This is a genomic window from Rodentibacter haemolyticus (assembly GCF_015356115.1).
Taxonomy (GTDB): Bacteria; Pseudomonadota; Gammaproteobacteria; order Enterobacterales; family Pasteurellaceae; genus Rodentibacter; species Rodentibacter haemolyticus.
On sequence record NZ_CP063056.1, the window covers coordinates 1087898 to 1114559 of the forward strand.

At 42.4% G+C, this 26662-nt stretch carries 31 protein-coding genes and 1 pseudogene; all 32 read left to right on the forward strand.

The features are described 5' to 3' along the window. Positions 1 to 39 precede the first annotated feature (39 nt). The 32 genes and pseudogenes from priA to IHV77_RS05355 all read left to right on the forward strand — a co-directional run bounded on the left by priA (position 40) and on the right by IHV77_RS05355 (position 26654). Positions 40 to 2232, forward strand: a complete 2193-nt coding sequence (priA, locus tag IHV77_RS05215; RefSeq protein ID WP_194813041.1) for a primosomal protein N' — start codon at positions 40 to 42, stop codon at positions 2230 to 2232. Between the two features lie 77 nt (positions 2233 to 2309). Further along, entirely contained in the window at positions 2310 to 3089 is a 780-nt protein-coding gene (gene ftsN / locus IHV77_RS05220; protein ID WP_194813042.1) for a cell division protein FtsN, read from the forward strand. 110 nt (positions 3090 to 3199) lie between these two features. Then, entirely contained in the window at positions 3200 to 3628 is a 429-nt protein-coding gene (locus IHV77_RS05225) for a hypothetical protein (RefSeq protein WP_194813043.1), read from the forward strand. Positions 3629 to 3655: 27 nt separating this feature from the next. Continuing rightward, a complete protein-coding gene (locus IHV77_RS05230; protein ID WP_194813044.1) occupies positions 3656 to 4876 on the forward strand; it encodes a beta-ketoacyl-ACP synthase in 1221 nt (406 codons plus the stop codon). Further along, positions 4873 to 5331: an ApeP family dehydratase gene (locus IHV77_RS05235; protein WP_194813231.1), complete on the forward strand. Its 459-nt coding sequence runs from the start codon at positions 4873 to 4875 to the stop codon at positions 5329 to 5331. The genes IHV77_RS05230 and IHV77_RS05235 overlap by 4 nt, the downstream gene beginning before the upstream one ends. Before the next feature lie 8 nt (positions 5332 to 5339). Then, complete coding sequence (gene fabG / locus IHV77_RS05240) at positions 5340 to 6071, forward strand: 3-oxoacyl-ACP reductase FabG (protein WP_194813045.1); 732 nt, start codon at positions 5340 to 5342, stop codon at positions 6069 to 6071. Between the two features lie 86 nt (positions 6072 to 6157). After that, complete coding sequence (locus IHV77_RS05245; RefSeq protein ID WP_194813046.1) at positions 6158 to 7426, forward strand: beta-ketoacyl-ACP synthase; 1269 nt, start codon at positions 6158 to 6160, stop codon at positions 7424 to 7426. Continuing rightward, positions 7426 to 8337, forward strand: a complete 912-nt coding sequence (locus IHV77_RS05250) for a dialkylrecorsinol condensing enzyme (RefSeq protein WP_194813047.1) — start codon at positions 7426 to 7428, stop codon at positions 8335 to 8337. The genes IHV77_RS05245 and IHV77_RS05250 overlap by 1 nt, the downstream gene beginning before the upstream one ends. 89 nt (positions 8338 to 8426) lie before the next feature. Beyond that, entirely contained in the window at positions 8427 to 9566 is a 1140-nt protein-coding gene (locus tag IHV77_RS05255; RefSeq protein WP_194813048.1) for a beta-ketoacyl-ACP synthase III, read from the forward strand. Positions 9567 to 9650: 84 nt separating this feature from the next. Next, the gene (locus IHV77_RS05260; RefSeq protein ID WP_194813049.1) at positions 9651 to 10058 is read left to right on the forward strand and encodes a hypothetical protein; all 408 of its coding nucleotides are present in this window, start codon (positions 9651 to 9653) and stop codon (positions 10056 to 10058) included. 10 nt (positions 10059 to 10068) lie between these two features. Beyond that, positions 10069 to 10965 (forward strand): hypothetical protein, encoded by an 897-nt coding sequence (locus tag IHV77_RS05265; RefSeq protein ID WP_194813050.1) that lies wholly within the window; start codon positions 10069 to 10071, stop codon positions 10963 to 10965. After that, positions 10952 to 11371, forward strand: a complete 420-nt coding sequence (locus IHV77_RS05270) for a hypothetical protein (RefSeq protein WP_194813051.1) — start codon at positions 10952 to 10954, stop codon at positions 11369 to 11371. The genes IHV77_RS05265 and IHV77_RS05270 overlap by 14 nt, the downstream gene beginning before the upstream one ends. A 15-nt stretch (positions 11372 to 11386) precedes the next feature. After that, positions 11387 to 12379: a virulence RhuM family protein gene (locus tag IHV77_RS05275; RefSeq protein ID WP_194813052.1), complete on the forward strand. Its 993-nt coding sequence runs from the start codon at positions 11387 to 11389 to the stop codon at positions 12377 to 12379. A 28-nt stretch (positions 12380 to 12407) separates the two neighbouring features. Beyond that, positions 12408 to 13394 carry a BtrH N-terminal domain-containing protein gene (locus IHV77_RS05280; RefSeq protein WP_194813053.1) on the forward strand — a complete coding sequence of 329 codons (987 nt, stop codon included), beginning with the start codon at positions 12408 to 12410 and terminating at the stop codon, positions 13392 to 13394. A 48-nt stretch (positions 13395 to 13442) separates the two neighbouring features. Next, positions 13443 to 13784 (forward strand): transposase, encoded by a 342-nt coding sequence (locus IHV77_RS05285; RefSeq protein ID WP_228550041.1) that lies wholly within the window; start codon positions 13443 to 13445, stop codon positions 13782 to 13784. A gap of 203 nt (positions 13785 to 13987) precedes the next feature. Next, on the forward strand, positions 13988 to 14710 hold the full coding sequence (locus tag IHV77_RS05290) for an ABC transporter ATP-binding protein (protein ID WP_194813054.1): 723 nt from the start codon (positions 13988 to 13990) through the stop codon (positions 14708 to 14710). Beyond that, complete coding sequence (locus IHV77_RS05295) at positions 14704 to 15948, forward strand: ABC transporter permease (protein WP_194813055.1); 1245 nt, start codon at positions 14704 to 14706, stop codon at positions 15946 to 15948. The genes IHV77_RS05290 and IHV77_RS05295 overlap by 7 nt, the downstream gene beginning before the upstream one ends. Continuing rightward, a complete protein-coding gene (locus IHV77_RS05300) occupies positions 15948 to 16232 on the forward strand; it encodes an acyl carrier protein (protein ID WP_194813056.1) in 285 nt (94 codons plus the stop codon). Before IHV77_RS05295 ends, IHV77_RS05300 begins: the two co-directional genes overlap by 1 nt. Further along, complete coding sequence (locus IHV77_RS05305; RefSeq protein ID WP_194813057.1) at positions 16232 to 17191, forward strand: beta-ketoacyl synthase N-terminal-like domain-containing protein; 960 nt, start codon at positions 16232 to 16234, stop codon at positions 17189 to 17191. Before IHV77_RS05300 ends, IHV77_RS05305 begins: the two co-directional genes overlap by 1 nt. Continuing rightward, the gene (locus IHV77_RS05310) at positions 17182 to 17664 is read left to right on the forward strand and encodes a beta-ketoacyl-[acyl-carrier-protein] synthase family protein (protein ID WP_194813058.1); all 483 of its coding nucleotides are present in this window, start codon (positions 17182 to 17184) and stop codon (positions 17662 to 17664) included. Before IHV77_RS05305 ends, IHV77_RS05310 begins: the two co-directional genes overlap by 10 nt. Continuing rightward, positions 17663 to 17749, forward strand: a pseudogene (locus IHV77_RS12045) (IS1595 family transposase); the annotation flags it as partial. The gene IHV77_RS05310 and the pseudogene IHV77_RS12045, both read left to right, overlap by 2 nt. A 79-nt stretch (positions 17750 to 17828) precedes the next feature. Beyond that, positions 17829 to 19520: an excinuclease ABC subunit UvrA gene (locus IHV77_RS05315; RefSeq protein ID WP_228550042.1), complete on the forward strand. Its 1692-nt coding sequence runs from the start codon at positions 17829 to 17831 to the stop codon at positions 19518 to 19520. A gap of 25 nt (positions 19521 to 19545) precedes the next feature. Further along, positions 19546 to 20100, forward strand: a complete 555-nt coding sequence (locus IHV77_RS11865; protein ID WP_228550043.1) for an ATP-binding cassette domain-containing protein — start codon at positions 19546 to 19548, stop codon at positions 20098 to 20100. 177 nt (positions 20101 to 20277) lie between these two features. Then, on the forward strand, positions 20278 to 20409 hold the full coding sequence (locus tag IHV77_RS11950; RefSeq protein ID WP_269902546.1) for a hypothetical protein: 132 nt from the start codon (positions 20278 to 20280) through the stop codon (positions 20407 to 20409). A 76-nt stretch (positions 20410 to 20485) separates the two neighbouring features. Beyond that, positions 20486 to 20929, forward strand: a complete 444-nt coding sequence (locus IHV77_RS05320) for a hypothetical protein (protein ID WP_194813059.1) — start codon at positions 20486 to 20488, stop codon at positions 20927 to 20929. A gap of 9 nt (positions 20930 to 20938) precedes the next feature. Then, a complete protein-coding gene (locus IHV77_RS05325) occupies positions 20939 to 21691 on the forward strand; it encodes a beta-ketoacyl synthase chain length factor (RefSeq protein ID WP_194813060.1) in 753 nt (250 codons plus the stop codon). After that, entirely contained in the window at positions 21676 to 22440 is a 765-nt protein-coding gene (locus IHV77_RS05330) for a lysophospholipid acyltransferase family protein (RefSeq protein ID WP_194813061.1), read from the forward strand. The genes IHV77_RS05325 and IHV77_RS05330 overlap by 16 nt, the downstream gene beginning before the upstream one ends. A gap of 9 nt (positions 22441 to 22449) precedes the next feature. Beyond that, complete coding sequence (locus IHV77_RS05335; protein ID WP_194813062.1) at positions 22450 to 22707, forward strand: phosphopantetheine-binding protein; 258 nt, start codon at positions 22450 to 22452, stop codon at positions 22705 to 22707. A gap of 4 nt (positions 22708 to 22711) precedes the next feature. Beyond that, the gene (locus IHV77_RS05340) at positions 22712 to 22966 is read left to right on the forward strand and encodes an acyl carrier protein (RefSeq protein WP_194813063.1); all 255 of its coding nucleotides are present in this window, start codon (positions 22712 to 22714) and stop codon (positions 22964 to 22966) included. A 15-nt stretch (positions 22967 to 22981) separates the two neighbouring features. Then, positions 22982 to 24646: an AMP-binding protein gene (locus IHV77_RS05345; RefSeq protein WP_194813064.1), complete on the forward strand. Its 1665-nt coding sequence runs from the start codon at positions 22982 to 22984 to the stop codon at positions 24644 to 24646. Positions 24647 to 24653: 7 nt separating this feature from the next. Beyond that, positions 24654 to 25208 carry a COG4648 family protein gene (locus IHV77_RS05350; protein WP_228550044.1) on the forward strand — a complete coding sequence of 185 codons (555 nt, stop codon included), beginning with the start codon at positions 24654 to 24656 and terminating at the stop codon, positions 25206 to 25208. A gap of 147 nt (positions 25209 to 25355) precedes the next feature. After that, entirely contained in the window at positions 25356 to 26654 is a 1299-nt protein-coding gene (locus tag IHV77_RS05355) for an AMP-binding protein (RefSeq protein WP_194813065.1), read from the forward strand. Positions 26655 to 26662 lie beyond the last annotated feature (8 nt).

Sequence of the window (26662 nt, forward strand, 5' to 3'; positions counted from 1 at the left end):
TTTCCCGTATAATAAGCCAAATTTTTGCTAAGGAATTCTATGAAAATTGTGCGCGTGGCGCTCGCAGTGCCGCTTCCCCGATTATTTGATTACCTCGCCCCTGATGATATGTCATTAGTGGTCGGCGGTCGTGTTCTTGTGCCTTTTGCTTCACAAAAGCGTGTGGCGATTGTGACGGAATTGCCTGAAAAAGCGGAAATGCCAACCGATAAGCTTAAAGAAATTATAACTTCGTTTGATACGGAATCCCTTTTTACGCCGATATATTGGGATTGGCTTCATTGGGCTGCAAATTATTATCAAGCTGCGTTGGGAGAAGTATTATTTCAAGCTTTACCGGTGAAATTGCGTAATGGTGAAAACGCACTGAAAAACGACCGCACTTTTTGGCGAATCAATGAGGCAGGGAAAAATGCCTTGGCACAGGGTAAATTCAAGCGTTCCAAGAAGCAAGCGGAAGCATTGCAATGTTTGCTTGAACAAGATCTCGAAAAAGGCAATAACGGGTTTAGTGCGGCAATTTGGTCTGCCTTAAAAAGCAAAGAATGTGTAAGTGAAGTGCTTGTTCAAACGGAGGCGCAAAGCTGGTTACAAATCTTGGGCGATAAACCGATGGTAAATTCGGATAATCGTTTAACATTAAATAAACAACAGGCTTTAGCGTTTAGTCAGCTGATGTTTCAACGTGATTTTAATGTGTGGTTGTTGGAGGGCGTAACAGGTTCCGGAAAGACGGAAATTTACCTTCAATATATTGAAGAGATCTTAAAATCAGGCAAGCAAGTCTTGGTGCTTGTGCCGGAAATCGGGTTGACACCGCAAACGGTACAACGTTTTAAAGCGCGTTTTAATGTAGAAATTGATGTGCATCACTCCAATTTAACGGATGTACAACGGGTGAATGTGTGGAATCGTGCTCGGTTAGGACAAAGTGCGGTGGTCATCGGCACGCGTTCGGCGTTATTCACGCCATTTTCAAACTTGGGTGCAATTATTTTGGATGAAGAACAGGATATTTCGTTCAAACAACAGGACGGCTGGCGTTATCATACAAGAGATTTAGCGATTGTACTGGCACAGAAATTAGCAATTCCTGTGTTAATGGGATCGGCAACCCCCAGTTTGGAAAGCCTTAATAATGTGCAGAACGGTAAATACAAGCATTTGGTTTTATCAAAAAGAGCGGGAAATTCGACCGCACTTCGTCATTTTGTTATCGATTTGAAGAATCAATATGTACAAAACGGTTTATCGCAACTGCTGTTGGAACGAATGAGAAATCACCTTGAAAAAGGTAATCAGGTATTACTTTTCTTAAATCGCCGTGGTTTTGCGCCGGTGCTTCTGTGCCACGAGTGCGGTTGGATTGCGCAATGTCCGAAGTGTGAAAAACCTTACACTTATCATCAACACCAACGGGCTTTGCGCTGCCATCATTGCGGATCTCAAAAAACGATTCCTCGTCAGTGTGGGGATTGCGGTTCTACCCATTTGGTGACGACAGGACTTGGTACGGAGCAATTAGAAGAAACCTTAAAGGCACAATTTCCAACTTATTCTATCGCTCGCATTGATCGCGACACGACTGCCTGCAAAGGCAAGTTAGAAAGCTATTTGGACGATATTCAACAAGGGAAAAGCCGAATTCTTATCGGCACGCAAATGTTGGCGAAAGGGCATCACTTCCCCAATGTTACGCTAGTGGCATTAGTGAATGTGGATAGCGCCTTGTTTTCCTTAGATTTTCGTGCTGAAGAACGGCTCGCACAGCTTTATGTACAAGTGGCGGGACGAGCCGGTCGGGCGGAAAAACAAGGAGAAGTGGTGTTGCAAACGCATTATCCGGATCATCCGTTATTGAATACCTTGCTTGCGAAAGGCTATTCCGCTTTTGCCGAAGAAAACTTACGTTTGCGCCATTCTATGGGCTTGCCTCCCTTTAGTTTTCAAGCTTTATTTAAGGCGCAGGCACGCCGTTCTGAATTATCGGAACAATGTTTGGAACAAATTGCCGATTTCTTTCAAAGAAAAAACATCGAAGGATTGCAGATATTAGGCCCTATGCCTGCGCCGTTTAGTAAAAAAGCAGGGCAATTCCGCTGGCAATTACTTTTACAACATCCGGCCCGAAAGGTATTGCAAAAAGTATTACGAGATTATCAACAAGCGAATTTAGAAAAAAACAGCCAAGTGCGGTTAATTTTGGATGTTGACCCTCTGGATTTAAGCTAGAAAATCACCGTATTTTTCAGTAGAATTGACAAGTTTTACAAAAATTTTAGAAACTCATTAAGGTTTAGGATTCTATCGTGGCTCATCGAGATTTTGCTGCACGCAGCGGTTCAAATAAGAAAAAAAAGAAAAATGCAAATAAGACGGCGTTAATCGGTATTGCGTTGGCAGTGTTGCTTGCCTTTGGTGTGGGGCTGTATTTTTTAAAAAGCAAAACGCCCGAACCTACTCCTGTGGCGGTGCAACAGGAAAAAACGCAGCCGAAAAGTGTGCTACCGAATCGTCTGGAAGAAGTGTGGAGCTATATTAAAGCCTTGGAAACCCGTACGGTACCTGTGGATGACAAACCTTCCAGCGTTGAGAAAAATATGCGTTTAACGGAAGAACAACGCCAAGTTTTGATTCAAATGGAAAAAGAACAAAAAGCAGTGGAAGAAGCTCGGAAATTGGCAGAACAGCGTAAGTCCGAAGAGGCAGTCAAAGCTCAACAACCTTCAGAAGTAGCTAAAGCTGAAGCGACAAAACAAGAGGTGAAAAAGCCGTCTGTACCGGTGAAAAAAACAGAGCCTCTGCAAAAGCCCGAAGCGCTTAAAGTAGAAACGAAGCCGAGTGAAACAAAACCTACGGAAACAGCAACCGGCGGTAAGCGTTTTGGCTTGCAATGCGGTGCGTTTAAAAATCGTTCACAGGCGGAGAATTTACAAGGACGTTTAGTTATGTCCGGTGTGAATGCGCAAGTTGTCGTTGCCGGCGAATGGAACCGCGTGCGCGTAGGTCCATTCCCTAGCCGTGATGGCGCAGTACAAATCCAAAATAAGGCGAAATCTGTTGCCGGCTGTGTGATTATCGGTATGTAAATTGAGTAATAAGCTAAAAGTGCGGTCAAAAAATAGCGATATTATGTGGGCACATAAGCCTAATCTTACAACCCACTATTTTAAACCAAGGTTTCGGTAGAAATAATTTTATGAAAAAAGCACTTATCGTTCTGCTCATATTTGTCGTTACTGCCTGTTCTAACCTTGTAGTTAAATCGCTTCCGGCGCAGTCTGTTGAAAGTCGTTTATTCAAAATTGAGCAACTTAATGAACAAAACCAAGTACGGCAAGCAAGTTTGCTTTCGGTACAATTTAGTGAAACACAATGGCGTTGGGTACAAACGGATCCGCTTGGCGCACCGTTGGCCCGATTAGTTTTATCCGAGCAAGGTTGGCAAAATGATGGGTTTATCATGCCGAATCAGCAGGCTAAACAGCTTTTTACTGCTATTGCGGTTGCGCTTAATCCTGATCATCCGCCTTTTGAGTTAAATAAAAACTGGCGGATTCAGAAAAACGGTATGCATTTTAGTATTACGCTTCCTGATGGTTCGCAATGGAAAGTGAATGAACTATAATAACTCAACACTAATAAAAGAAGAAGTATGATGAAATTATTCTTATCTCGCCCAGCAATGATAAGTGCCTTGGGGGAGGGGCTCAATATTCATTTGGATGTGTTGCTCAATAATAAATCTTCCCCTATTGCAGCAACGGACAGTCCTTATGCTTCTCACGGAATCTCTGCTCAAGAGAACATGCTTGGAGAAGTACGAGTAGCATTACGTGAGTTTCCCACCGAGTTACCGGCAGAACATTGTAGCCGTAATAATCAACTGTTATGGCACGCTCTTGCACAAATTGAATCACAAATTGAGCAAGTTATTCATCGCTTTGGTAAGCAACGTGTTGCGGTTGTGATGGGAACCTCAACTACCGGTGTAGATGAGAATATTCCGGTTTTCCAATATGCGGCAGAACATAATGACTGGTCGGGTAAACCATTTTGGCAGCAGCAGCAATATTTTTCCGCACCGGCAGATTTTGTTGCTTATCAATATGGTGTTCAAAATGCGAGCTATTGTATCTCAACTGCTTGTACTTCAGGTGCGAGAGCGTTGATTTCTGCAGCTCGTTTATTGAAAGCCAATCTTTGCGATGCGGTAATTTGCGGTGGTGTAGATACGTTATCCCCATTAACCATCAGTGGTTTTAGTTCATTAGAAGTGCTTTCGAAACAACGAACCAATCCTCTTTCTGCAAATCGTAACGGTATTAACATTGGTGAGGCCGCAGCTGTATTTATTATGACCAAAGAAGCTATTGATGAACACAAGATTGAGTTACTTGGTTATGGTACAAGCAGTGATGCTTATCATATGTCCAGTCCGCATCCTGAAGGTTTAGGGGCAATTTCCGCTTTTGAAAATGCGTTAAAAAGCATCGCTCTTTTGCCCAACCAAATCGGTTGGATTAACTTACACGGCACAGGAACAATCCATAATGATCAAATGGAAACCGTTGCGGTTGCAAAAGTTTTTGGAAATCAGACCGCTTGTACCACAACTAAACCTTACACCGGGCATACATTAGGCGCAGCCGGAGCATTAGAAGCGGCGATTTTATGGGCGGTGATTAGCCGAACATATAATCCGCAAGGCATTTTACCGCCGCAACTTTGGGATGGTGTGAGAGATGAAAACTTGCCGGAAATTTTAATTACTAATGAACATAGTCGCTGGGCAGAAGGCAGACGTATTGGCGTAAGCAGTTCTTTTGCTTTCGGAGGGAATAATGCCGTCTTGATTTTAGGGGAAAGCGAATAATGGATTTTACACTGCCGATTGAAAATGTTGCGCCATTGGTACCACAAAGTGGCGAGATGGTGTTAATCGATCGTGTTACAGACTTTGGTGAAGATTTTCTGACAGGAGAAGCAGAAATTCGTCCAAATCATATCCTGTTAAAAGAAGGAAAGTTTTCAACTTCCGCCGGCATTGAAATCATGGCACAAGGCGTTGCTGCTTGGGCAGGGATTCAAACTCGTCGGCGTAACGAACCTGTGCGATTGGGCTATTTACTCGGTAGCAGAAAATTACATATACACCAACCGGAAATCGCCATAGGTACACAAATTAAAATTGATGTAAAAATGTCTATTCAAGATGTAACCGGTTTCGGGGTGTTTGATTGTCAGTTGATTGACAAAGCAACCCATAAGGTTTTACTTGCCGGCGCATTAAATGTTTTCAGCCCGAAAGATGGCAAGATTCAGAAATAGGAATAAAAATGTCAGATAAAACCGTATTAATCACCGGCTCAAGCCGTGGTATCGGCAAAGCAATTGCGTTGAAACTTGCTCATTCAGGCTTTGACATTGTGGTGCATTGTCGCAGTCGTATTGAAGAAGCGGAAGAAGTGGCAAGTGCGGTCAGAAATTTAGGCAAAAATGCGCGCGTGTTGCAATTTGATGTAAGTAATCGTGAGCAAGCTAAAGCGGTTTTAGAGGCAGATGTAGAAGCAAACGGCGCCTATTACGGTGTGGTGTTAAATGCAGGCTTAACCCGTGATAATGCTTTTCCGGCATTGAGTGATGAAGATTGGGATAGGGTATTACGTACCAATTTGGATAGTTTTTACAACGTGCTACACCCGATTATGATGCCGATGATCCGCCGCCGTAAAGCAGGGCGTATCGTCTGTATTACCTCGGTGTCCGGCATCATCGGTAATCGTGGTCAAGTGAATTACAGTGCATCGAAAGCCGGTTTAATCGGTGCAGCAAAAGCCTTAGCCGTTGAGCTTGCTAAACGTAAGATTACCGTAAACTGCGTAGCCCCGGGTTTAATCGACACAGAAATTTTGGATGAAAACCTACCGATTGAACAAATTTTAAAAGTGATTCCTATGGAGCGAATGGGCAACCCTGAAGAAGTGGCTCATGCGGTGGACTTTTTAATGGATGAAAAAGCCTCTTACATCACTCGGCAAGTGATCGGGGTGAATGGTGGGTTGTGTTAAATAATAAAAAAAGCATTCGTATTTGTCCGTTAATCTATTATTTGGGGCTGGTCTTATAAATTGCATATCGAATTAGAGAGGCAATTATGCAAACAAAACGAGTAGTTATCACCGGCATTGGTGCGGTAACAGCTTTCGGACGCAGCTGGACGGAAGTGAAAGCCGCTTTTGAACGAAAAGAAAATGCCGTGCAAAATATGGGTTGGCAGGATAAATATCCGGAGTTAGAAGCTCAGCTTGGCGCACCGATTAAAAATTATACCCCGCCAAGCCATTGGACAAGAAAACAACTTCGCAGCATGGGGAGAGTGTCCCAACTCTGTGTAGATGCGGCGGAACAAGCATTAACTCAAGCCGATTTGCTAAAAAAGGGAGAAATTTCACCGCTTGTACTAAACGGCAATATGGGCGTAGCGAGCGGTTCAAGCACCGGTTCAACTGCTGATGTGCGTGATATGGCGGAATTGCTGATGACGGGTAAATCGGATACTTTCAACGCTTCTACCTATGTGCGTGCCATGCCACACACTACGGCAGCGAATATCGGTATTTTCTTCGGTTTGCAAGGGCGCATTATCCCGACTTCCAGTGCCTGTTCATCCGGCTCACAGGGGATTGGCTATGCTTATGAAGCGATCAAATACGGCATGATTCCAATGATGTTGGCAGGTGGCGGTGAAGAATTTTGCCCGTCCGAAGTCTATGTTTTTGATAGCCTTTATGCGGCAAGCCGTAATAACGATAACCCGAAAGGCACACCGCGCCCTTATGATAAAAACCGAGACGGTTTAGTGATCGGTGAGGGAGCGGGTATTTTCGTGTTGGAAGAGCTAGAGCACGCCTTAGCCCGTGGCGCAAACATTATCGCCGAAGTGGTCGGTTATGGGGCGAACAGTGACGGTAGCCACGTAACCCAACCTCAAGCATCCACCATGCGATGCTGTATGGAGATTGCCTTAAAAGATGCAGGGATTTTGCCTGAACAAATCGGCTATGTGAACGGACACGGCACCGCAACAGAAAAAGGCGACATCGCCGAAACCCAAGCGACTTCCGCTGTATTTGGTGCAAGAATGCCGATCAGTTCACAAAAAAGTTATTTAGGGCATACGCTCGGTGCTTGCGGTGCATTAGAAAGTTGGTTTTCCATTGAAATGATGCGTGACGGTTGGTTTGCGCCAACGCTTAATCTTGAAAATGTGGACGAACGCTGTGGCGAACTTGATTATATTCAAGGTGACGGCAAGTTTATTCAAACCGATTATGTGATGAATAATAATTTTGCCTTTGGTGGGGTGAATACTTCACTGATTTTTAAACGTTGGCAAGGAAGTAAGCACGGGAAACGGCAATAATGACCAAAAAGATTCTGTTAGTCAGTTATTCGCAAACAGGGCAACTCACCCGCTTGGCTGAACATTTCGTTCAGCCATTGCTTGGGCAAACGGATATTTCTGTCGAGCATTGCCAACTTCAACCGCAAACCGCCTACGCTTTCCCGTGGCGGTTTCTGTCGTTTTTTAACACCTTTCCGGAAACGGTGCATTTGCAGCCAAGCCCTATTCAAACGCCCGAATTACGCAGTAAAAAATACGATTTGGTCATTATTGCCTATACGGTATGGTTTTTATCGCCAAGCCAGCCGATAACCGCTTTCTTACAATCGCCACAGGCAAAAGCCGTACTCAAAGGCACGCCGGTTATCACGCTTATTGGTTGCCGGAATATGTGGCTGCAAGCCCAAGAGAAAATGAAAAAATTGCTGGCCGATTGTGGAGCGAACTTAATTGGCAATGTGGTGAAAGTGGATCAATCGAACGACTGGGCGAGTTTCATCACCACACCGCTTTGGATGCTAACAGGCAAGAAAAAGGTCGGTAATTTACCGAGTGCAGGCATTGCCGAAAGTGAAATTCAAGATGCAGCCCGCTTTGGTGAAAAACTTTTGCAAATTTTTCAGCAGAATCGACCACTTGATTGCACACTTTTTCAAGGAATGGGTGCGGTAAAAATCGATGAAAAATTGATGATGAGCGAAAAAGTCGGCGCAAGAAGTTTCCATATTTGGGGCAAATTGTTGATAAAGTGCGGTCAAATTTTACCGAGTTTTCGCAAATTCGTACTCTGCTTTTACATCGTGTTTTTAGTGGCAATGATTTTAACCGTCGTGCCAATTTCAGCACTAATAAAACGTCTATTAAAACCGTTAATACGGAAAAAATTGGATGAGCAGAAAAAATATTACGCTCAACCCTCTGGGGAATAATCCGTAGGGGCGGGTCTTGTGCTTGCCCTAAAACAATATAAATATATCGGGCGGGCACAGGACCCGCCCCTACAATTAATTTGAATAAAATGCAAAACGTCTATATCAACAAAATTTCTGCTTTCTTACCTAATGACCCTATTTCGAATGATGAAATGGAGGCTGTACTCGGCATGGTGGGCGAAACGCCTTCCCGTGTACGTAAGATGATTTTACGTTCTAACGGTATTCAGCAACGTTACTATGCCGTTGATCCCAAAACTCGCCAGGCTACCCATACCAGCACTGAACTTGCCGTGCAAGCGGTCAAAAAATTAGGCATTTCTGTAAATTCATTTACCAGTTTGGCTGTAGGCACTTCTTACCCAGACCAAATTTTGCCAGGGCAGGGGGTGATGGTACACGGCTTGTTGGAAAACGCTCCGCCAATGGAAGTGATGTCGATGTCGGGCGTGTGTGCGGCGGGTATGGCGGCGATGAAACACGCTTTTAATGCGGTTCGTACGGGCGAACATCAATGTGCAGTGGCGGTAGCGTCTGAATGCGCTTCGGCAATTATGCGCAGCGAAAATTTCAAAGCGGAAGCGGACAGCAAATTATTGGCGGATGCTAAGCCTGAAATCGGGTTTGAAAAAGATTTTCTGCGTTGGATGCTATCGGATGGAGCAGGCGCAGCGGCGCTTTCCAATCAGCCGAATCAAACAGGCGTGAGCTTTAAAATTGATTGGATTGAGTTGGTCTCTTTTGCCAACGAAATGCCCGTGTGTATGTATGCGGGCGGTGATGTGAAAGACGGGCAATTCGTCAGTTGGAAATCAGTTTCGCAGACAGAGCGTGATTCGCAGAGTTTTATGGCAATCAAGCAAGATGTAAAATTGCTGAATGAAAACATCGTGCGTTGCACCGTGGAAAATGCGCTCAAGCGGTTGATTTTTAAATATAATTTGCAAGCGGAAAATATCGATTATTTTCTACCGCACTATTCATCGGGCTTCTTCCGTGATCGTTTATTGGACGGCTTACGCAACATTAATTTTGAAATTCCGCAAGAAAAATGGTTCACCAACCTAACCTATTGCGGCAACACAGGTTCGGCATCGATTTACATTATTTTGGAAGAATTCGCCCGCACTTTCCCACTCAAATCAGGACAAAAAGTACTGTGTTATGTGCCGGAGAGCGGTCGTTTTTCAAGTTGTTTTATGTTGCTTGAAGTCGTAACGCAATAAATTATTGGTAGGGGCGGGTCCTGTGCCCGCCCGAGTATCAGCGAAAGTTTACGGGCGGACACGCACCGCCTCTACGGTTAATATATGGAAATTGAAGATATTCCCCAAGACAATAGCAAAATTTTTCAAGGGCAGAAAAAGGTCATCTACGCCACTCGCAATGGTAAATTTGAAGCTGGAACCACCACCGGCTGGCAAGCGGAAGAATTTGCCACCGAACAAGTGGTGGATGAACTCAACCAACTGACCGAACAAGCCCTACAAGCGGTTAAAAACGGCAAAAAATCAATCATTTACTACCTAATATACAAAAATCGCTACGATCTCCAAAGCCTCGCTCAAGCCACAGGCTTCTGGCAATGGCAAATCAAACGGCATTTTAGGCCGGAGGTTTTTAGGAAGTTGAGTGAGAGGAAGTTGGAGATATATTCTGGGGTATTTAAAGCTTCTGTTTTATTATTAAATAATATTGAGACCATTAAATCTTTATAAAGGAATATATATGTTTAGAGAGAAACATAGTTTTGAATTATATCGTTATCAAATAATTCCAATTGAGAGAAACCAATTAGATTTATTCCAAATTCCAGAAAAAAGTATTGAAGAATTATTGATAAATAAGAATGCATATTTTATAGAGGCATTCAATAATCTTTGTAGTAATTCACATTTAGATGAAATGGAAGGTATGAAAAAGATTCTTTTTAAGCGAGTTTACCCTAAAAAGGAATTAGAGCAAAGTGAAGTTTATATTTATTTGATGGCTACGCCTAAGTCTGTAACAATGGAAACAGATGAATTTACAACTCAAGAATTAGAAAATTGGCCTAAAGTGTATATAGTAGTATTAAATAATCCTGATGAACAAATCATAGCTATTGAAAAAAGGACTACCGCCTTCCCTAAAACTCAAAGTGCGGTGAATAAATTAAGTGATAGACTAAATAAAATTATGGAATTGCATAATTTGAATGTGCATATTAATCCAATATATGATAAGAAATTATTCTGGGATTTTATCAAAGATAAGTCTATAAAAAGACTAGAATTTAATCTTATTACTCCCAACATGGCAAATATTTCGAGAGTATTGAGTGATGATTTAAAGAATTTAGCAAAAACGTCTAATACGGCAAGAACTGATCTGAGACTTAATGCAGCAGAAAAATCAAGTCTAACGATTACACCAGATAATCAATCTATTAATGATCTTGTAGATTATAGTAGCCAAGGTGGTGGCGGTATTAAAGTACAGTTTAATGGGGCTAAAAGATTAACTGATTTAAATAAAGGAATATCTCTTTTTACTTGTGATTCACTTACTATAAATAGTTCACCTGAAAATATAAGGGAGGATATAGTAGCCGTAGTCGTGGGAGAAAGCAATGGAGACATTTAAAAATTTTTGTGTGGCATTTTTAGGGGGAGTCACTCTACATTTATTAGAGTATCTTTTAGATGCAAATTTTTCTTGTGCTTTTTTTAAGCAAAATTTAATTAGTATTTTATCCACATTATTGGCGATTAATATTGCTGTTTTATCGATAATTTTAACTAGAATGGCAGTTCGAGATCCTAGCATGGCTAATTTTTCGAATTCAAAGAATGAAATTTGGAAATCGATAAATGAGCAAGTCATTTTGATTGCTGTTGCATTAATATTATCGATTTTTTCATCAAAACAAAGTTATTCAATATATCCTGAGTTAATTTGGCATATTATAAGTGTCCTCTTCATAACAGTTTTTATTTATGCAATTTGGATCTTGCGAGATACGGCAAAAGCACTTATTGATATTCATTGACAGTAAGGATTAGATATGGCGGAAAATAATATCATTATTTATACAACCGAAGATGGCTTATCTCAATTCACTCTCCGTGAATTAGGTTCTCAACTTTGGTTAAGTCAGTTAGAAATTGCAGAACTTTATCAAACCACCAAGCAAAATATCAGTAAACATATTAAAGCAATCTTAGCGGAAAACGAGTTGAGTGAAAATTCAGTTGTCAACTTTCAGTTGACAACTGCCGCTGACGGCAAGAATTACAATACGCAAATTTATTCGTTGCCAATGATTTTAGCCATTGGCTACCGTGTGCGTTCTACCCGAGGTACACAATTCCGCCAATGGGCAACCCGTACGTTGGGGGAGTATATCCAAAAAGGATTCGTGTTAGATGAAGAGCGGTTAAAAAATCCACCGATTGGGGCAAATCAAGCAGATGATTATTTTGATCTTTTATTAGAAAAAATTCGGGATATTCGAGCAAGTGAACGCCGAATGTACTTGCGGGTGCGCGAAATTTTTACGCTTGCCGCTGATTATCAACCAAGTTTTAAAGAAACCACACAATTTTTCCAAAAAATCCAAAATAAGCTGCATTTTGCCTGCACAGATAAAACGGCGGCTGAATTGATTTTTCAACGAGCAAATTCAGAATTGCCAAATATGGGATTAACAAATTTCAATGGGTTGGAAATAGTCAGAAAAGATGTGACGGTTGCTAAAAACTATTTGAATGAGCAGGAAATTACGGCATTAAATCGAATTGTATCGATGTGGTTGGATTTTGCTGAAGATCAGGCAAGTCGAAAAAAACATTTTTTCCTAAAAGATTGGGAAGATAAATTGGACAGTTTTTTAGCTTTTAATGATCGAAATGTACTAAAAAATCAAGGTTCGATTAGCAAGAAACAAGCCGATGAAAAAGCCTTGTTAGAATATGAAAAATTTAACCAACGACGCCGCTTAGAAAAAGAGAAAGAGGGCGAAATTTATATAGAACAGCTGTTAAAATTAAAGAAATAAGCGGTCATTTTTTACAAAATTTTTGCAAATGAATAACTTTATCCACCAACACACCGCCCACTGCGAAAGTGGTGTGATGTCCACATTATTAAAATCTCACGGAGCGGAGCTAAACGAAGCGATGGTGTTTGGCTTAGCATCCGCCTTGACCTTTGTTTATCTGCCAATTATCAAAGTGAGCGGAATGCCGTTGATTTCCTATCGTATGCCACCAAAGCACATTATCAAAAATGTGTCGAAAATGCTGAAAGTGCGGTTGAAAATGCAGAAATTTTCTAATGAACAGGCTGGGCAAGTTGCGTTAGATCAGGCGTTACAAAACGGTAGATTGGTCGGCTTGCAGACTTCGGTTTTCTGGTTACCTTATTTTCCGCCTGAAATGCGTTTTCATTTTAACGCACATAATTTGCTGGTGTATGGCAAGGATCAAAATGATTATTTAATCAGCGATCCTGTGTTTGAAACGGTGCAACGCTGTGCCGCTCAAGACCTACAAAAAGCCCGTTTTGCCAAAGGGGCGTTGGCAGCAAAAGGGCTGATGTATTATTTTGAGCAAACACCTGATTTTTCTCAAATTGACCTGCCAATTTTGGTTCGCAAAGCGATTCGTAAGCAGGCAAAACAAATGCTTGCTCCGCTGTTTTTTGTCGGCGTAAAAGGTATTCTCACTGTGGCAAACTCAATCGAAAAATTAACTGCTTGCAAAAAAGGCGAGAAATACAACCGCTTGTATCTTGGGCATATCGTGCGAATGCAGGAAGAAATCGGCACGGGCGGAGCGGGGTTCCGTTATCTCTACGCCTATTTCCTTGAACAAGCCGCCGAAATCTGCCAAGAACCCAAATTCAAACAAGCCTCCGAGCAAATGACCGAAATCGGCGATCAATGGCGAGAATTTGCCACGCTGTGCGTGAAGCAATGCCGAAAGCCAACAGTGGGAGGATATAAAGAAGTGGCGGAGTTTTTAAGGGGGATTGCGGAGAAGGAAGAGAAATTGTGGAGAATGTTGAAATAAATGCAGGGGCGGGTCCTGTGCCCGCCCGAAATGATTGCCGAAACAGATATGAATAAACAACATTTACCACAACGTAAAACAATCCGTTTACAACACTACGATTATTCCGAAAATGGGTTATATTTCATTACCATTTGTGTGCAAGATCGCTTATGTTTATTCGGTAACATTCTGAATGAGGAAATGGAATTAAACGCTGCGGGTAAAATGGTTGAAGATTGTTATTTGGAGTTGGCGCAATATTTTCCTACGATAAAATGCTTGGATTATGTCATTATGCCTAATCATATTCATTTTATCCTTCATTTTGAAAATGAAGCGAATCTGACTCGCTATTCATTATTTGATGTCATTCAACGTTTTAAATCTCGAACGAATGTGAATATATAAAGAATGTAAAACAAAATAATTGGCAGCCATTTAATAAGAAATTATGGCAACGGAGCTATTATGAACATATTGTTCGTGATGAAAAAGATTATTTAATGATTGCGGAATATATTGCGAATAATCCGTTAAATTGGGCGTTAGATAAATTATAATATAGTAGGATAATTTCGGGCGGGCACAGGACCCGCCCCTACGGAAGATTGATGATTAAAATAAAAAATTTAAACCACTATTACCCAAATGCTCAAACCGCAGCTTTATGTAATGTAAATTTACATATTCAACAAGGCTCCGCCGTTGGTCTACTTGGTCCAAACGGGGCGGGGAAAACCACGTTGATGTCACTTTTGACTGGGTTGCAGTCGGTGCAGCAAGGCGAGATTTTATTTGAAGGCGTGCCGTTTGATACATTGACTAAGCAACAACGCCATCAAATTTCGCTAGTTCCACAGGATTTTGCCTTTTATCCGCTTTTAACGGTGTGGGAAAATTTAAAATTTTTCGCCGCACTTTATGATATTGCGGATAAAAATTGGTTGTTAGAATTGCTGGAAAAGACAGGGCTGACCGCTCATAAAAGCAAACTGGCGAAACATTTATCCGGTGGTTTGAAACGTCGTTTAAATTTTGCTATCGGCTTGATTAACCGGCCAAAAGTGATTTTTCTTGATGAAATCACCGTGGGTATTGACCCACAATCTCGTCAATTTATTTTAAACAGTGTAGCGGAGCTGACGAAGCAAGGCGTGACAGTGATTTATACCTCGCATTATTTGCAAGAAATCGAGCAACTTTGTTCGCAATTAGTGCTGTTAAATGAAGGAAAGTTGATTTATCAGGGCGATTTGCAAAAAATTATCGGAAACCAACCGCTTGAGAAGTTTTATTTGGATTTTTTGGATAAACAGGTAGGAAATGCGTGCTAATTGCTTCGATCTTTAAAGAACTTCGCTTATTAAGCCGCGATCTGCACGGGGTTGCGGTGCTGTTTATTATGCCGATTTTATTTATGCTGATTATGTCGGCGGCGTTGAGTAACGATAATGAACTGAGTCATAAGGCGGAGATTGTGCTGTTGGGTGAGGCAGAAAATCCGCTCAACAGTGCATTTTTTCACGCATTAAAAAATGAAAATCTGGCGGTGAGACAGGCGGATATTGCCGAGCTTTCTCATTATCAAACCGAATTACAAGCGGGCAAATTTGAGTTGCTTATTGCAAATTTTAATGAAAAAACGACCGCACTTTCGGCGGAAAAACCGTTACAACTCTGGCTTAATCCGAGCGCAGATCGCAGCTGGTTGTTAGGTGTGAAAGGTATTTTGCAAAAGCACTATAGCCGTGAGCGAATTGAACGCTATCTTGCTGATAGTCATATCCGGCTTGAGAACAATAAGCGCAAACCAATCAAACAGATAGAGAAAAAAGTTAATCAAGATTTAGATAAAAAATTTAATGAGATTAACGCCTATTTAGCCAAAGATTTATGGCAGGAGATCTATCTTAATCGTCAGGGCAAAGAAGTGGCAAAGCCGAATTCCGTACAGCACAGCGTGCCGGCGTGGCTGATTTTCGGGATGTTTTTTATTATGATTCCGCTCTCGAATGTGATGGCGATGGAGCGACAAACCAACACCATTACGCGTTTGAGAATGGCAAGAGCCTCTGCATTTAAGCTGATTGTGGCAAAGTGGATACCTTATTTTTTGATCAATCAGTTACAATTTATCGGTATGGTTGCGCTAGGTTATTTTGTGCTTCCTCGTCTTAAAATGCCGGCATTTTCGCTTACGGGAACAGAGTGGCATTATAGTGTATTAGCAATGGCGGTCAGCCTTTCGGCATTGGGTTACGGTTTATTGGTGAGCGTGATTGCTCGTACCACCGAACACGCAGTGGTGTTGGGCGGTGGTGGCATTATTATTATGGCGGCAATCGGTGGCATTATGGTGCCGACTTATGTGATGCCTGAAATAATGCAAGCGATTGCCGAATTTTCGCCAATGGGCTGGGCGTTGAACGGCTTCCAAAATTTGCTACTTAACCAATACGATTTATCACAAATTGCAAATTATCTGGCAAAGTTGACCGCTTTTGGTTTATCAATGATTTTGTTGGCTGCTTTGATTTATCAGCGACAATTAAAAAAACAGGTGCGATTTTAATGACTTATATTTTTACCCTTGAACCCCAATTACTCGAATTAGAACTTAAAAAACTCATTGTGCAGGAATCGGAAAAAGAGGATTTTGCGCCTGAAGAGATTCGTGATGATGAACCGCTTTTTGGCGGGCAAAGCCGGATTCAGTTGGATTCACTGGATGCGTTGCAAATTGCGGTGGCGTTGCAGGCGCATTTTAAGGTTCGTTTACAAGGCGACCGGATGGTGCGGAAGCATATGATGAATGTAGCGGATTTGGCGAAATTTATTCGAGCGGAACATCAATAATGGCGGTTTATCTCAATGCAAGCGGTCATCTTTCTGCAAAAACTTGCCGAAATCGCACCGCACTTCAATTAGGGCAATCGGTTGAATTGCCTTATTTTTCGGCGTTTGAACAGCCGTTGTTGAGTTTGACACAGCTCTATAGTTTGATTGAACAACAAATTGAGCAGTGTCTATTACAGGCCGGTTGGCATCTGTCTGAATTGGCGGAAATGCCGATTTTGCTTGGCTCGACCGCTTATACGATTGCTGATTGCGAGTATCGCTTTGTACACCGGCAACCTTTACCAAGCGAACCTAATATCGCAGTGATTGGCAATTATCTTCAGCAAAAATACGGTACTAAAGTATTTAATTTTGCCACCTCTTGCACTTCTTCCGCACAAGCGATGGGTTATGCGGTAAAAATGCTTGCGCAAGGAAAATGTGATAAGGCGCTGGTTTTAGGCTTTGAGATGTTTAACCGTCTCACTTTTGAGCATTTTCAGGCAATGGGCTTGCTCGCTCAACATCCGGCGGAAAAAGGCATTATTTTAGGTGAAGGAATGGGGTGTGTGGCGTTGAGTAAGCAGCCGTCCGATTGTCGGATTTTAGGCGTGGCAAGCCTGACCGATCACGCTAGTTTGACAAATAATAGTGAAGCGGCATTGGAACACTTGATTTGCAAAATTTTACAAAAATCTGACCGCTTACCAAGTGAGATTTCTGCCATTAAACCGCATTTTGTCGGCGGCGATTTCGATGAGGTCGAGCAGACGTTATTACAAAAACAGTTCCCAAGCCGACCGCACTTTTTGCCGAAAAAAGTGCTTGGGCATACGCTAGGGGCAAGTGGTGCATTGGAAACCGCATGGCTATTGGAACAATTGCAAAATAATGCTGAAAATCAACCGCTTGTCGTATTGAATTATTTTCTCGGTTTCGGCGGCAGCAATATCGGGTGGGTGTTGCAATGGAAGTAATCGCAGAATTTCAATTAAAGGAATGGCTGGATGATAAAACCCTTCGCAGTCGATTAAAAGTACAAGGGGTTGAGGCGCGTCGTTTAAGCCGTTTTACTCAACTGGCATTACTTGGTGCATTGAGTTTGAAGGACTATGTCAATGAAGAAAGTGCGGTCTATTTAGGCTCAAGTTTTAATTCACCGACCAAATTTCAAAAGATGTTTGATCATTTAATGCAACAACAGTTACCTAGTCCGTTGGATTTTATGGCAAATATCAATAATGCGGTGGTATTTCACATTGCTCAAACCTTACATTTACAAGGTGTCAGCGTTTTTCTAGCAATGGAAAAAAAACAATTGACAAAACTGTTTGAACTTGCCGAATTGGATTTGGCACCTGATCAAACGGCGCTTATCGGTTGGGTATTTGAAGGCTATCGACAGAATCAGCAAGATGAAAGTATTTGGTGGGTTGTAAAAGGCGAATAAGGCCTTTCTACTATTCTGGAAAGAATGTGAGTTTCGGTTTAACTTTGGGATACCAAATAACAGCTTGAAATGGTGTGAAATTTAGGGCTAATCAACTTAAGATTCTTACTAAAATTACATGGAGTAGAATTATCGTGAAGTGGGATAGTTTGATAGGAGAGAGCATGAACGACAAATCTGAAAAAATCGAAATCATCGGTGCTTTTGAAAACAATTTAAAGCATATCAATGTAATGATTCCTAAAGGCTGTCTTGTTACGTTTGCCGGCGTATCCGGTTCTGGCAAAAGTTCTCTTGTCTTTGATACGATTGCCGTGGAAAGTGCCAGACAGTGGCAATCTTCCTATCCGTTATTTTTACGAAATAAAATGCCGCATTATGAGCGTCCTAAGGTGAATGAAATGAAAAATCTCACGCCTGTTATTGTAGTCGATCAACATACGGTGGGAAGCAACTCACGATCTACGGTTGGCACGGCTGTGGATGTTGCTCCGCTAATGAGACTGCTTTTCTCGCGTGTGGGAACCCCTCAAGCGGGCGGTTCGATGGCATATTCTTTCAATCACCCGGCAGGAATGTGTTTGAAATGCACAGGGCTTGGCGAAGAAATGGTGTTAGATGAGACAAGGCTTTTTGATAAGAACAAATCTCTGCGTGAAGGGGCAATTTTATTTAGTCAATTTTCTTCCGGCTGGCAGACATATCTTTATCAGAATAATGCCGTCCTTGATCCCGATAAGAAACTTTCCGATTATACTGAGGCGGAATGGGATTTTCTGCTAAACGGTTCCAATGAGCCAATGAAGGTGGAAATTCGCTCCAATAATACTGGGCGTGTCGATAAGGTCGATTATGAAGGTGTGATCCCACGTTTTTATAGGCTTTATCTGAAACGGGATATTACAAAATTGAAAGTGGGGCTACAGGCTGAAATAATGTCGCTGGTAAATCACGGTCCTTGTCGAGCCTGTGGTGGTAGCAGATTAAATGCAAAAGCGTTGGCATCCAAGATCAACGGTTACAATATTATAGATATGATGGCGATGCCTGTGAGTGATTTGGCGGTAATCTTAGAGCAGATAGACGATCCGCGAGGAAAATCCCTTGTCGCACAAATTAAGGAATATTTAAAAAGAATGACAGATGTAGGCGTGGGATACCTTTCGCTATCTAGAAGAGTGGAAACGCTTTCCGGCGGCGAAGCACAACGCTTGAAAATAGTCAGAAACCTTGGCAATAGTCTTTCTAATATTACCTATATTTTTGATGAACCGACGGCAGGTCTTCACCCGGCAGATGCCGAGAAAATCGGGCGAATGCTGGTGGAACTTCGGGATAAGTATAACAACGTATTGGTTGTAGAACACAGCCGTCAGATTTTGTTGCTTTCCGACCACATTATTGAACTTGGACCAAACGCCGGAAGCCGTGGCGGTAAAATTGTTTATCAGGGCGATTTGAGCGGTTTGATTACAAAGGATACGCTCACGGCACAGGTATTAAAGAAAGCCATCGAACTCAATGAACGTCCGCTTGCGTGGCGAGAGGGTTTTGAAATAAAAGATGCCCATTTGCACAATCTAAAACATATTGACGTAACGATTCCAAAAGGCATACTCACGGCAGTTACCGGCGTTGCCGGTTCCGGAAAAAGTACGCTGGCACGCTATGAATTTACAAATCGTTATCCAGATACCATTGTCATCGATCAAAAACCAATCGGCACATCAATCCGTTCCACGCCGGCGACCTATACCGGTGTGATGGATGAAATTCGGAAAATTTTTGCCAAAGAAAATGGCGTAAATACCAAGTGGTTCAGCTTTAATTCGGAAGGCGGTTGCACGGGTTTGTAACGGGACGGGGCAGATCAGCTATGAAATGGCTTTCGCCGAACCGGTTGTGGTGGTATGTGAAGAATGTGGCGGACATCGTTATAATCCGACCGCACTAAGTTACAAATATAAAGATTTGAATATTGAAGAAGTATTAAATCTTACTATTGAAAAAGCCTACGACTTCTTTAAGAACGCCAAAATCAGAAATCTGCTGCAAAGTATGCTGGATGTCGGTCTTGGCTATCTGACATTAGGTCAGCCAACCAGTACCCTTTCCGGCGGCGAAGTGCAACGTATAAAACTTGCCAGTGAACTGCATAAAAACGGAAATATTTATGTACTGGACGAACCCAGCACAGGGCTTCACGCCAAGGATATTGAACTGCTACTCTCCCTTTTGCGTAAATTAGTGGATAACGGCAATACGGTCGTGATGATAGAACATCGTTTGGAACTGATTGCACAGGCGGACTGGATCATTGATATAGGGCCGGAGGGCGGTACAAACGGTGGTGAGATTATATTCTGTGGTACGCCGGAAGCATTGTTGCAATGCAATAAATCAAAAACATCGAAATATCTGAAGAAATATATATAAGTAACCCGATTTGCGTGACTACCTAAACGTTGCCGAAATAAGAGGGTAAAAATGTTAAATTAGATTTAGATATAGTAAAAAATAAAGGATTATTACAATAATGCGGCGGTATTTCACATTGCTCAAACCTTGCATTTACAAGGTGTCAGCGTTTTTCTAGCAATGGAAAAAAAACAATTGACAAAACTGTTTGAACTTGCCGAATTGGATTTGGCACCTGATCAAACGGAGCTTATCGGTTGGGTATTTGAAGGCTATCGACAGAATCAGCAAGATGAAAGTATTTGGTGGGTTGTAAAAGGAGAATAAGCACCTTCGGTTATATTGGTTGATAGTTAAATTTCGTGTAAACTAATACGCATTTTAATTAGATGGAGAGTTCATTATGAGAAAGTTAATTTTTACCTTACTTACAAGTGCAATTTTAGCTGGGTGTGCATCGGGTTTAACGGGGAGTAGTCCAGCGGAAAAACGGGCTGATTTAACTTCTGTTTGTGTTCGTGAACAACGCACTTCTCTTAATTTTACACCGAAAGAAATTGCTGGATTGATAGAAAAAAGCCTGGCAAAAAAAGGTATAAAAACGGTTACTTATGAAGGGGTTAAAATTCCTGAAAATTGTAAGTATGTACTTGTGAGTGCGCTAAAAGGGAATAAAGAACTTATCGTTCGTGGTCATTTAGTGCTACGTGAGCGTTCAGATGAAACACTAAATACGATTGGCGAAATTTCTTATCGTTATCGTGGTGATGAAAAAGCTATCGCAAAACAAGTCGGTATTCAAGGTCAGTTTGATAAAATGATTGCAGAGTTATTCAAGAACTACTAATAATTTACTATGACAACACATTGTAAATTTACATTTAATGTTCAGGCTTGGAAGGTTGTAACAAATAAACAGCTTTCCATTGCTGATTGGCAGCAAGGAGAACAGTATTGGGAGGAAAATGCTAAAAATTGGCAGGATTTTTCCCCGACGCTGGCTTTTCTGCCACCGATGAAACGTCGTCGTTTAAGTGATTCTGCTCGGCTTTTTTTTGAGGCGGCGTGGGAGTTGCTTCCGCCTGAACAGGCAAATATTCCAGTGGTGTATGCTTCTAGTAATAGCGAAATTAATCGTAGTTTCGGGCTGTGGCATACACTATTGCAGGAAGGGGATGTTTCGCCGACGTCATTTAGTTTATCGGTACATAATGCGCTGGTTGGGCAGTGGTCTGAGTTTCGCCAGGTAACGACAGAAACCGTCTCCATTACGGCACAACGTGACAATTTAGAAGCGGCATTGCTGGAAGCCTACTTGCTCTTGAATGAGAGTCATCAAAAAGTGTTGGTTGTGGTGGCGGAAAGTCCGTTATTGGAAAGCTATAATGCTAAGCCGGTTTTTCGTCAGCCTTTTGCTTATGCATTAGCGTTAGTAGTGACGAAGGGTGGACAATATCAGTTGAGCTTAGTGGCAAAAAATGCAGAGAATTCGACCGCACTTTTGGCAAAAGATAATGCGTTGGCATGGGTTCGGCAGCATTATCTGCAAAGCGAAAAATGGCAAACCGGCAGCGCAAATGATAAGGTGTGGCAATGGCGGAAAAATTAAACCGATTACGCCGTTTTTTCGGTACGATGTTTGGCTTTGTCTTATTTGCCTTTGCCGGCGTTATTTTTCGCATTGTTTTACTGCCTTACACACGTAATCCACAACAAAACGATCTTGAAACCCAATTAAAAGCACGACGTTGGGTTGGAATAATTTGGGGATACTTTGTTCGTTACGCCCAATGGTCCGGTGTATTGGAAGTCAATTATCACGGCTTTGAAAAATTAGGTAGAACAGGGCAATTAATTATTGCCAACCACCCGTCATTATTAGATGTAGTGTTAATTATTGCAAAAGAAAGCCGATTAAATTGTATTATTAAACAAGATTTACTCAATAACCCGATTTTGGTCGCTCCAATCCTTGCCAGCGGTTTTTTGCCGAATACTGAAAGCGAAGAGATGTTGGAAAAAAGCCATCAGATTTTGCAAAATGAAGCCTTATTGCTTTTCCCCGAAGGCACAAGAACAGGCTGGGACGGCGTGGTAAATTTACATCGTGGGGCGGTTTCTATCGGATTGCGCAGTGCCAGCGTGATTACGCCGGTGGTGATAAAAATGTCGCCGCCGAATTTTAAAAAAGGGCAGCCTTGGTATAAAATACCCGCGAAAAAAATTACTTATGATTTAACGGTTTGTGATGATATTGATCCGCAAACTTTGTTAAAGGAAACCTCATTACCTATTGCATCACGCCGTTTGAAAAAGCAATTAGAACAGTTATTTAATTCACATACCCAATCAATATAAGGACAAAAAATGGAACTCGAACAACAATTAAAACAGTTAATTATTGATAGTCTTGGGCTGGAAGATATGAGTGTGGAGGACATTGATACCGAAGCCGCTTTATTTGGTGATGAGGGCTTAGGCTTAGATTCAGTGGATGCCCTTGAATTGGGGTTGGCTGTACAAAAAACTTTTGGTTTGCAATTAGACAGCGAAAAACAAAATTTGCGTGATCACTTTGAAAGTGTCGCAACCCTTGCCGCATTTATTCGAGCCACTAAGGAATAATCCTATGACTGAACAAGAAATCCAAGCCCTGTTAGTGAACGCACTGGAAACCCTGTTTGAAGTCGATCCCAAAAGTATTACGCCGGAGACCAACTTGTATGAAGATTTAGAGATCGACAGCATTGATGCGATTGATTTAATCGATCATATCAAACGTGAAACCGGACATAAATTACAAGCGGAAGATTTCCGTAATGTGCGCACCGTTGCCGATGTGGTGCAAGCTGTGGTAAAAATCAGTCAAACGCAGACAGAGTAAATTACTGATCGCCCAATGAATTATTTACCTACCGATTTAATTGCTCAATCACCCGATTGGGCTTTTGCCGATTTTGAGCAACGTGTCTGGCAGATTGTCAACGAATTACAACGTCGAGAAATCCAAGCTGTTGCGCTATGGTTTGAAGATGGCGCAAAACTGGCTTGCACGCTACTTGCCTGCTGGCACGCCAATGTTCGCACCTTGTTATTACCCAATTTCACCTCAGAAAGTATCCTATGGACCGCAGGACAAGCGGAGTTATGGCTTACTGATACACCAATTAACATTGCCTCAAGCGGTATTAAAAGTGCGGTCTGTTTTTTCGATGAATTTGCCTTGAATGGGCAATATACTCTGCCAAACCGCCCTCTCGATCAATTCTCGTCGGATAGTGCGTTTTTGCTTAAAACGTCCGGTAGCACAGGCACGCCGAAAACGATTGTAAAAACTGCCGTACAGCTGTGGCGGAACGCTCAAATTTGTGCCGATACCTTTGGTTTTCAATCCGGCAATCAAGTCCGTTCGGTTTGCACCGTCAGTATTCAACATCTTTATGGCTTAATTTGCCAAATTATGATGCCGCTCGTGCTGGGCTGGCAGATTGAGCGCAAACAGCAGTTCTATCCGGAAGATGTGGCATTGGCGTGCAAGCGTGCGAAAAAATCTGTGCTGATTAGTAGCCCGACAATGCTGGCGAGTATCGATTGGCAACGTTTGGCTTTTCCGAATTTACAAGGCATTATTTCCGCCGGCGGTTTGCTTTCCGATCAAATTGCGCAAGCAATCAACACGACACTGGGTTTCCCCGTTACGGATTTTTACGGTTCAACCGAGGCAGGTGCTATTGCTTACCGACGGGGTTCAACCCTATGGCAAGCTATGCCAACCGCAACGATTGGTGTTGATGAACGCTCTGCCTTATGGATTGAGGCGGATTGGGTGAGCGGGCGTGAACAATCGGAAGATATCATCAAATTGTCGGAAAACGGCTTTGAAATGTTAGGGCGTGCGGACCGAATTATTAAATTAGGCGACAAACGCCTTTCCCTTGCCGGTATTGAACAAGGTTTAATGACCAATCCATTGGTGTGCGATTGCTATATCGGACAACACCCCGAAAAGCAACGTCTTGCCTGCTGGTTGGCCTTGTCTGAACAAGGTATCGAACTGTTTCGTGAGCAAGGGCGAAAAGCGGTGATCGAAGCATTAAAAACGCATTTGGCGAAAAATCAGGAGAAAACGGCAATTCCACGCTTTTGGCGATTTAGCGATACACTGCCACGTAATAGCCAATCTAAAATTAGCCGTTTGGCGTTTGAAGCAACTTGCCGGCAAGAACAACGGGATCCAATTTGGCATAACCAAGAAAAATCTGAAAACCGACAGGTATTTCAGGGTAAAGTCCCTCTTGATTTGGTTTATTTCAAAGGACATTTCGCCAATTTTCCATTGGTGCCGGGTGTAGTGGAATTGCAATGGATTAGCGACAAAATTAATGAATTTTTTCAGCATTCCCAAACGATTACACGAATTGATAACCTCAAATTCCAGAAATTTCTGCGTCCGAATGATGAAATGGAATTAACATTGGATTGGGAAGCGCCTAAACAACGAATGAAATTCCAATTAAAAACCGATGGCGAGCCTTGCGCCAGCGGTTTGGTGATATTGGCTTAAGGTAAAGATGATGGCAATAGCGTGGTTTTCCCCTTTAATCAATCTGCTATTAGGTATTACCGCCGTTGCCTATCCTTTAATTTGGCTATGGCAATCAAATAGTCACCTTCTATCCATTTTGCCTTGCCTGCTCGCCTTACTCTGGGGTATAAAGGCAATAAGTGTGGTCGGTTTTCAACGTGCTTTTGCGCTGTTTATGACAGCTTTTCTACTGATTGTTGCCTTTACCCGAACCTTGCAAACAATGTATTGGTATCCTGTTATCATTAGCCTTGTAATGCTTGTTATTTTTACTGCCAGCCTATTTAGTGCCCAATCCTTTATTGAACGGCTTGCTCGGTTACAAACGCCTAATCTTCCCCCTGAGGCAATTCGTTATACACGCAATGTGACCCTAGTCTGGTGCGGCTTTTTTGTTTTTAACATTGCCGTGACTGCCGGATTAATTTTGTTGGAACAATATCATTATTGGGCGATTTATAGCGGTGTGATTGCTTATGTGCTGATGGGCGTATTATTTGTGGGAGAATGGCTTGTGAGGCGATATGTTAAAGATAAATAATATAAGGTGTCGGCACGGGGTGCTTAACCAAATAACAATAATCGAAAATAAAATAGACGAAACAGTAGAGTGTCGCACAAAAAAACGAACATCAACAGATTCGACAAAAGTGCAACGAAATGCGCTGTTAAATTAGGTATAAATACAATGAAAACCATCACTTCATCTTCTCTCCCTATTGCGCTGAATCCGGAATGGTCTCGGGCGGATTTTTATTACCGCGCCCATCAAATTTCCGCACAATTACAGCAAGATAATATTCAAGCGGTAGCATTATGGTTTGATGATGCGACTTATTTTGCCTGTGTCTTACTTGCCTGCTTAAATGCTAACGTGCGTGTGCTGTTACCGCCAAATCTCGTTGGCGATAATCAACAATGGGTCGATGAAAATGCCGACCTGCTCTTTAATGATGCCGGTTTTACCCATTACGGCATTTCGCAAAAAATTATCTCAAACAGACCGCTTGTAGCGCGGGGTAATCAGACCGAAGTCTGGTTAAAAACCTCCGGCAGCAGCGGCAATGCCAAGATTGTGGTAAAAACACCCGAGCAACTTTGGCAGGAAGCGGAAATCGTGGCGCAAATTTTACCTTTTGCCACCGAACAACAGGTGCATTTGGTGAGCAGTGTCAGTGTGCAGCATTTTTATGGGTTAACCTATCGTGTGATGTTGCCGTTGTTACGTGGCTGGGTGATTGACCGCCTACAACATACCTTTCCCGATAGTTTCTTACAGCATAGCCGCCATTTTGGCAAAGCGATTTGGATTACCAGCCCGACCTTTCTTACCGGCTTGGATATAAACCGCAAAGATATTCATTACGATAATCTTTGCGGTATCGTCACCTCGGGCGGTGCATTGGCGGAAGTCGAGGCAATGAGAATTGCACAAAAATTAAATGTGCCGCTAATTGAAGGCTACGGCAGCACGGAAACCGGTGTGATTGCCACTCGGCAAGGCACGGAATACTGGACAACCGTGCCGGACGTGAAAGTCGGCGTTAATGAGGAAGGCGCACTATGGGTCGAATCTCATCGCGTACCGCAGCGAGAGCAAACTGCCGATGCGGTAGAGTTTTATCCGCAAGGCTTTTTGTTGTTAGGGCGCATTGACCGCATTGCTAAGCTGGGCGATAAACGGATTTCACTGATTCGTATTGAACAGGATTTAATGCAGCACCATTGGGTTGCCGATTGCTTTATTGCGCCGCATATTGATCATAAACATCGTCCGTTAGCGTGGGTGGCGTTATCCGATGAAGGAATGGCAGAATATCAAAAACAGGGGCGTAAAGCGCTGATTCGGACGTTGCGCCAGCATTTATTAACTAAACAGGAACGCTTTGCTTTACCACGCTATTGGCGGTTTACCGATAAATTACCGCGCAATAGCCAGTCAAAGATTTTGCGACAGGATTTTGAACAAATATGCAAAGCGCGTTAATTCGGATT

Coding starts and splice junctions, on each gene's coding strand:
- priA (WP_194813041.1), top strand. CDS start 40: ATGAAAATTGTGCGCGTGGCGCTCGCAGTGCCGCTTCCCCGATTATTT.
- IHV77_RS05225 (WP_194813043.1), top strand. CDS start 3,200: ATGAAAAAAGCACTTATCGTTCTGCTCATATTTGTCGTTACTGCCTGT.
- IHV77_RS05230 (WP_194813044.1), top strand. CDS start 3,656: ATGATGAAATTATTCTTATCTCGCCCAGCAATGATAAGTGCCTTGGGG.
- fabG (WP_194813045.1), top strand. CDS start 5,340: ATGTCAGATAAAACCGTATTAATCACCGGCTCAAGCCGTGGTATCGGC.
- IHV77_RS05245 (WP_194813046.1), top strand. CDS start 6,158: ATGCAAACAAAACGAGTAGTTATCACCGGCATTGGTGCGGTAACAGCT.
- IHV77_RS05250 (WP_194813047.1), top strand. CDS start 7,426: ATGACCAAAAAGATTCTGTTAGTCAGTTATTCGCAAACAGGGCAACTC.
- IHV77_RS05255 (WP_194813048.1), top strand. CDS start 8,427: ATGCAAAACGTCTATATCAACAAAATTTCTGCTTTCTTACCTAATGAC.
- IHV77_RS05260 (WP_194813049.1), top strand. CDS start 9,651: ATGGAAATTGAAGATATTCCCCAAGACAATAGCAAAATTTTTCAAGGG.
- IHV77_RS05265 (WP_194813050.1), top strand. CDS start 10,069: ATGTTTAGAGAGAAACATAGTTTTGAATTATATCGTTATCAAATAATT.
- IHV77_RS05270 (WP_194813051.1), top strand. CDS start 10,952: ATGGAGACATTTAAAAATTTTTGTGTGGCATTTTTAGGGGGAGTCACT.
- IHV77_RS05275 (WP_194813052.1), top strand. CDS start 11,387: ATGGCGGAAAATAATATCATTATTTATACAACCGAAGATGGCTTATCT.
- IHV77_RS05280 (WP_194813053.1), top strand. CDS start 12,408: ATGAATAACTTTATCCACCAACACACCGCCCACTGCGAAAGTGGTGTG.
- IHV77_RS05285 (WP_228550041.1), top strand. CDS start 13,443: ATGAATAAACAACATTTACCACAACGTAAAACAATCCGTTTACAACAC.
- IHV77_RS05290 (WP_194813054.1), top strand. CDS start 13,988: ATGATTAAAATAAAAAATTTAAACCACTATTACCCAAATGCTCAAACC.
- IHV77_RS05300 (WP_194813056.1), top strand. CDS start 15,948: ATGACTTATATTTTTACCCTTGAACCCCAATTACTCGAATTAGAACTT.
- IHV77_RS05305 (WP_194813057.1), top strand. CDS start 16,232: ATGGCGGTTTATCTCAATGCAAGCGGTCATCTTTCTGCAAAAACTTGC.
- IHV77_RS05310 (WP_194813058.1), top strand. CDS start 17,182: ATGGAAGTAATCGCAGAATTTCAATTAAAGGAATGGCTGGATGATAAA.
- IHV77_RS05315 (WP_228550042.1), top strand. CDS start 17,829: ATGAACGACAAATCTGAAAAAATCGAAATCATCGGTGCTTTTGAAAAC.
- IHV77_RS11865 (WP_228550043.1), top strand. CDS start 19,546: ATGGCTTTCGCCGAACCGGTTGTGGTGGTATGTGAAGAATGTGGCGGA.
- IHV77_RS05320 (WP_194813059.1), top strand. CDS start 20,486: ATGAGAAAGTTAATTTTTACCTTACTTACAAGTGCAATTTTAGCTGGG.
- IHV77_RS05325 (WP_194813060.1), top strand. CDS start 20,939: ATGACAACACATTGTAAATTTACATTTAATGTTCAGGCTTGGAAGGTT.
- IHV77_RS05330 (WP_194813061.1), top strand. CDS start 21,676: ATGGCGGAAAAATTAAACCGATTACGCCGTTTTTTCGGTACGATGTTT.
- IHV77_RS05335 (WP_194813062.1), top strand. CDS start 22,450: ATGGAACTCGAACAACAATTAAAACAGTTAATTATTGATAGTCTTGGG.
- IHV77_RS05340 (WP_194813063.1), top strand. CDS start 22,712: ATGACTGAACAAGAAATCCAAGCCCTGTTAGTGAACGCACTGGAAACC.
- IHV77_RS05345 (WP_194813064.1), top strand. CDS start 22,982: ATGAATTATTTACCTACCGATTTAATTGCTCAATCACCCGATTGGGCT.
- IHV77_RS05350 (WP_228550044.1), top strand. CDS start 24,654: ATGATGGCAATAGCGTGGTTTTCCCCTTTAATCAATCTGCTATTAGGT.
- IHV77_RS05355 (WP_194813065.1), top strand. CDS start 25,356: ATGAAAACCATCACTTCATCTTCTCTCCCTATTGCGCTGAATCCGGAA.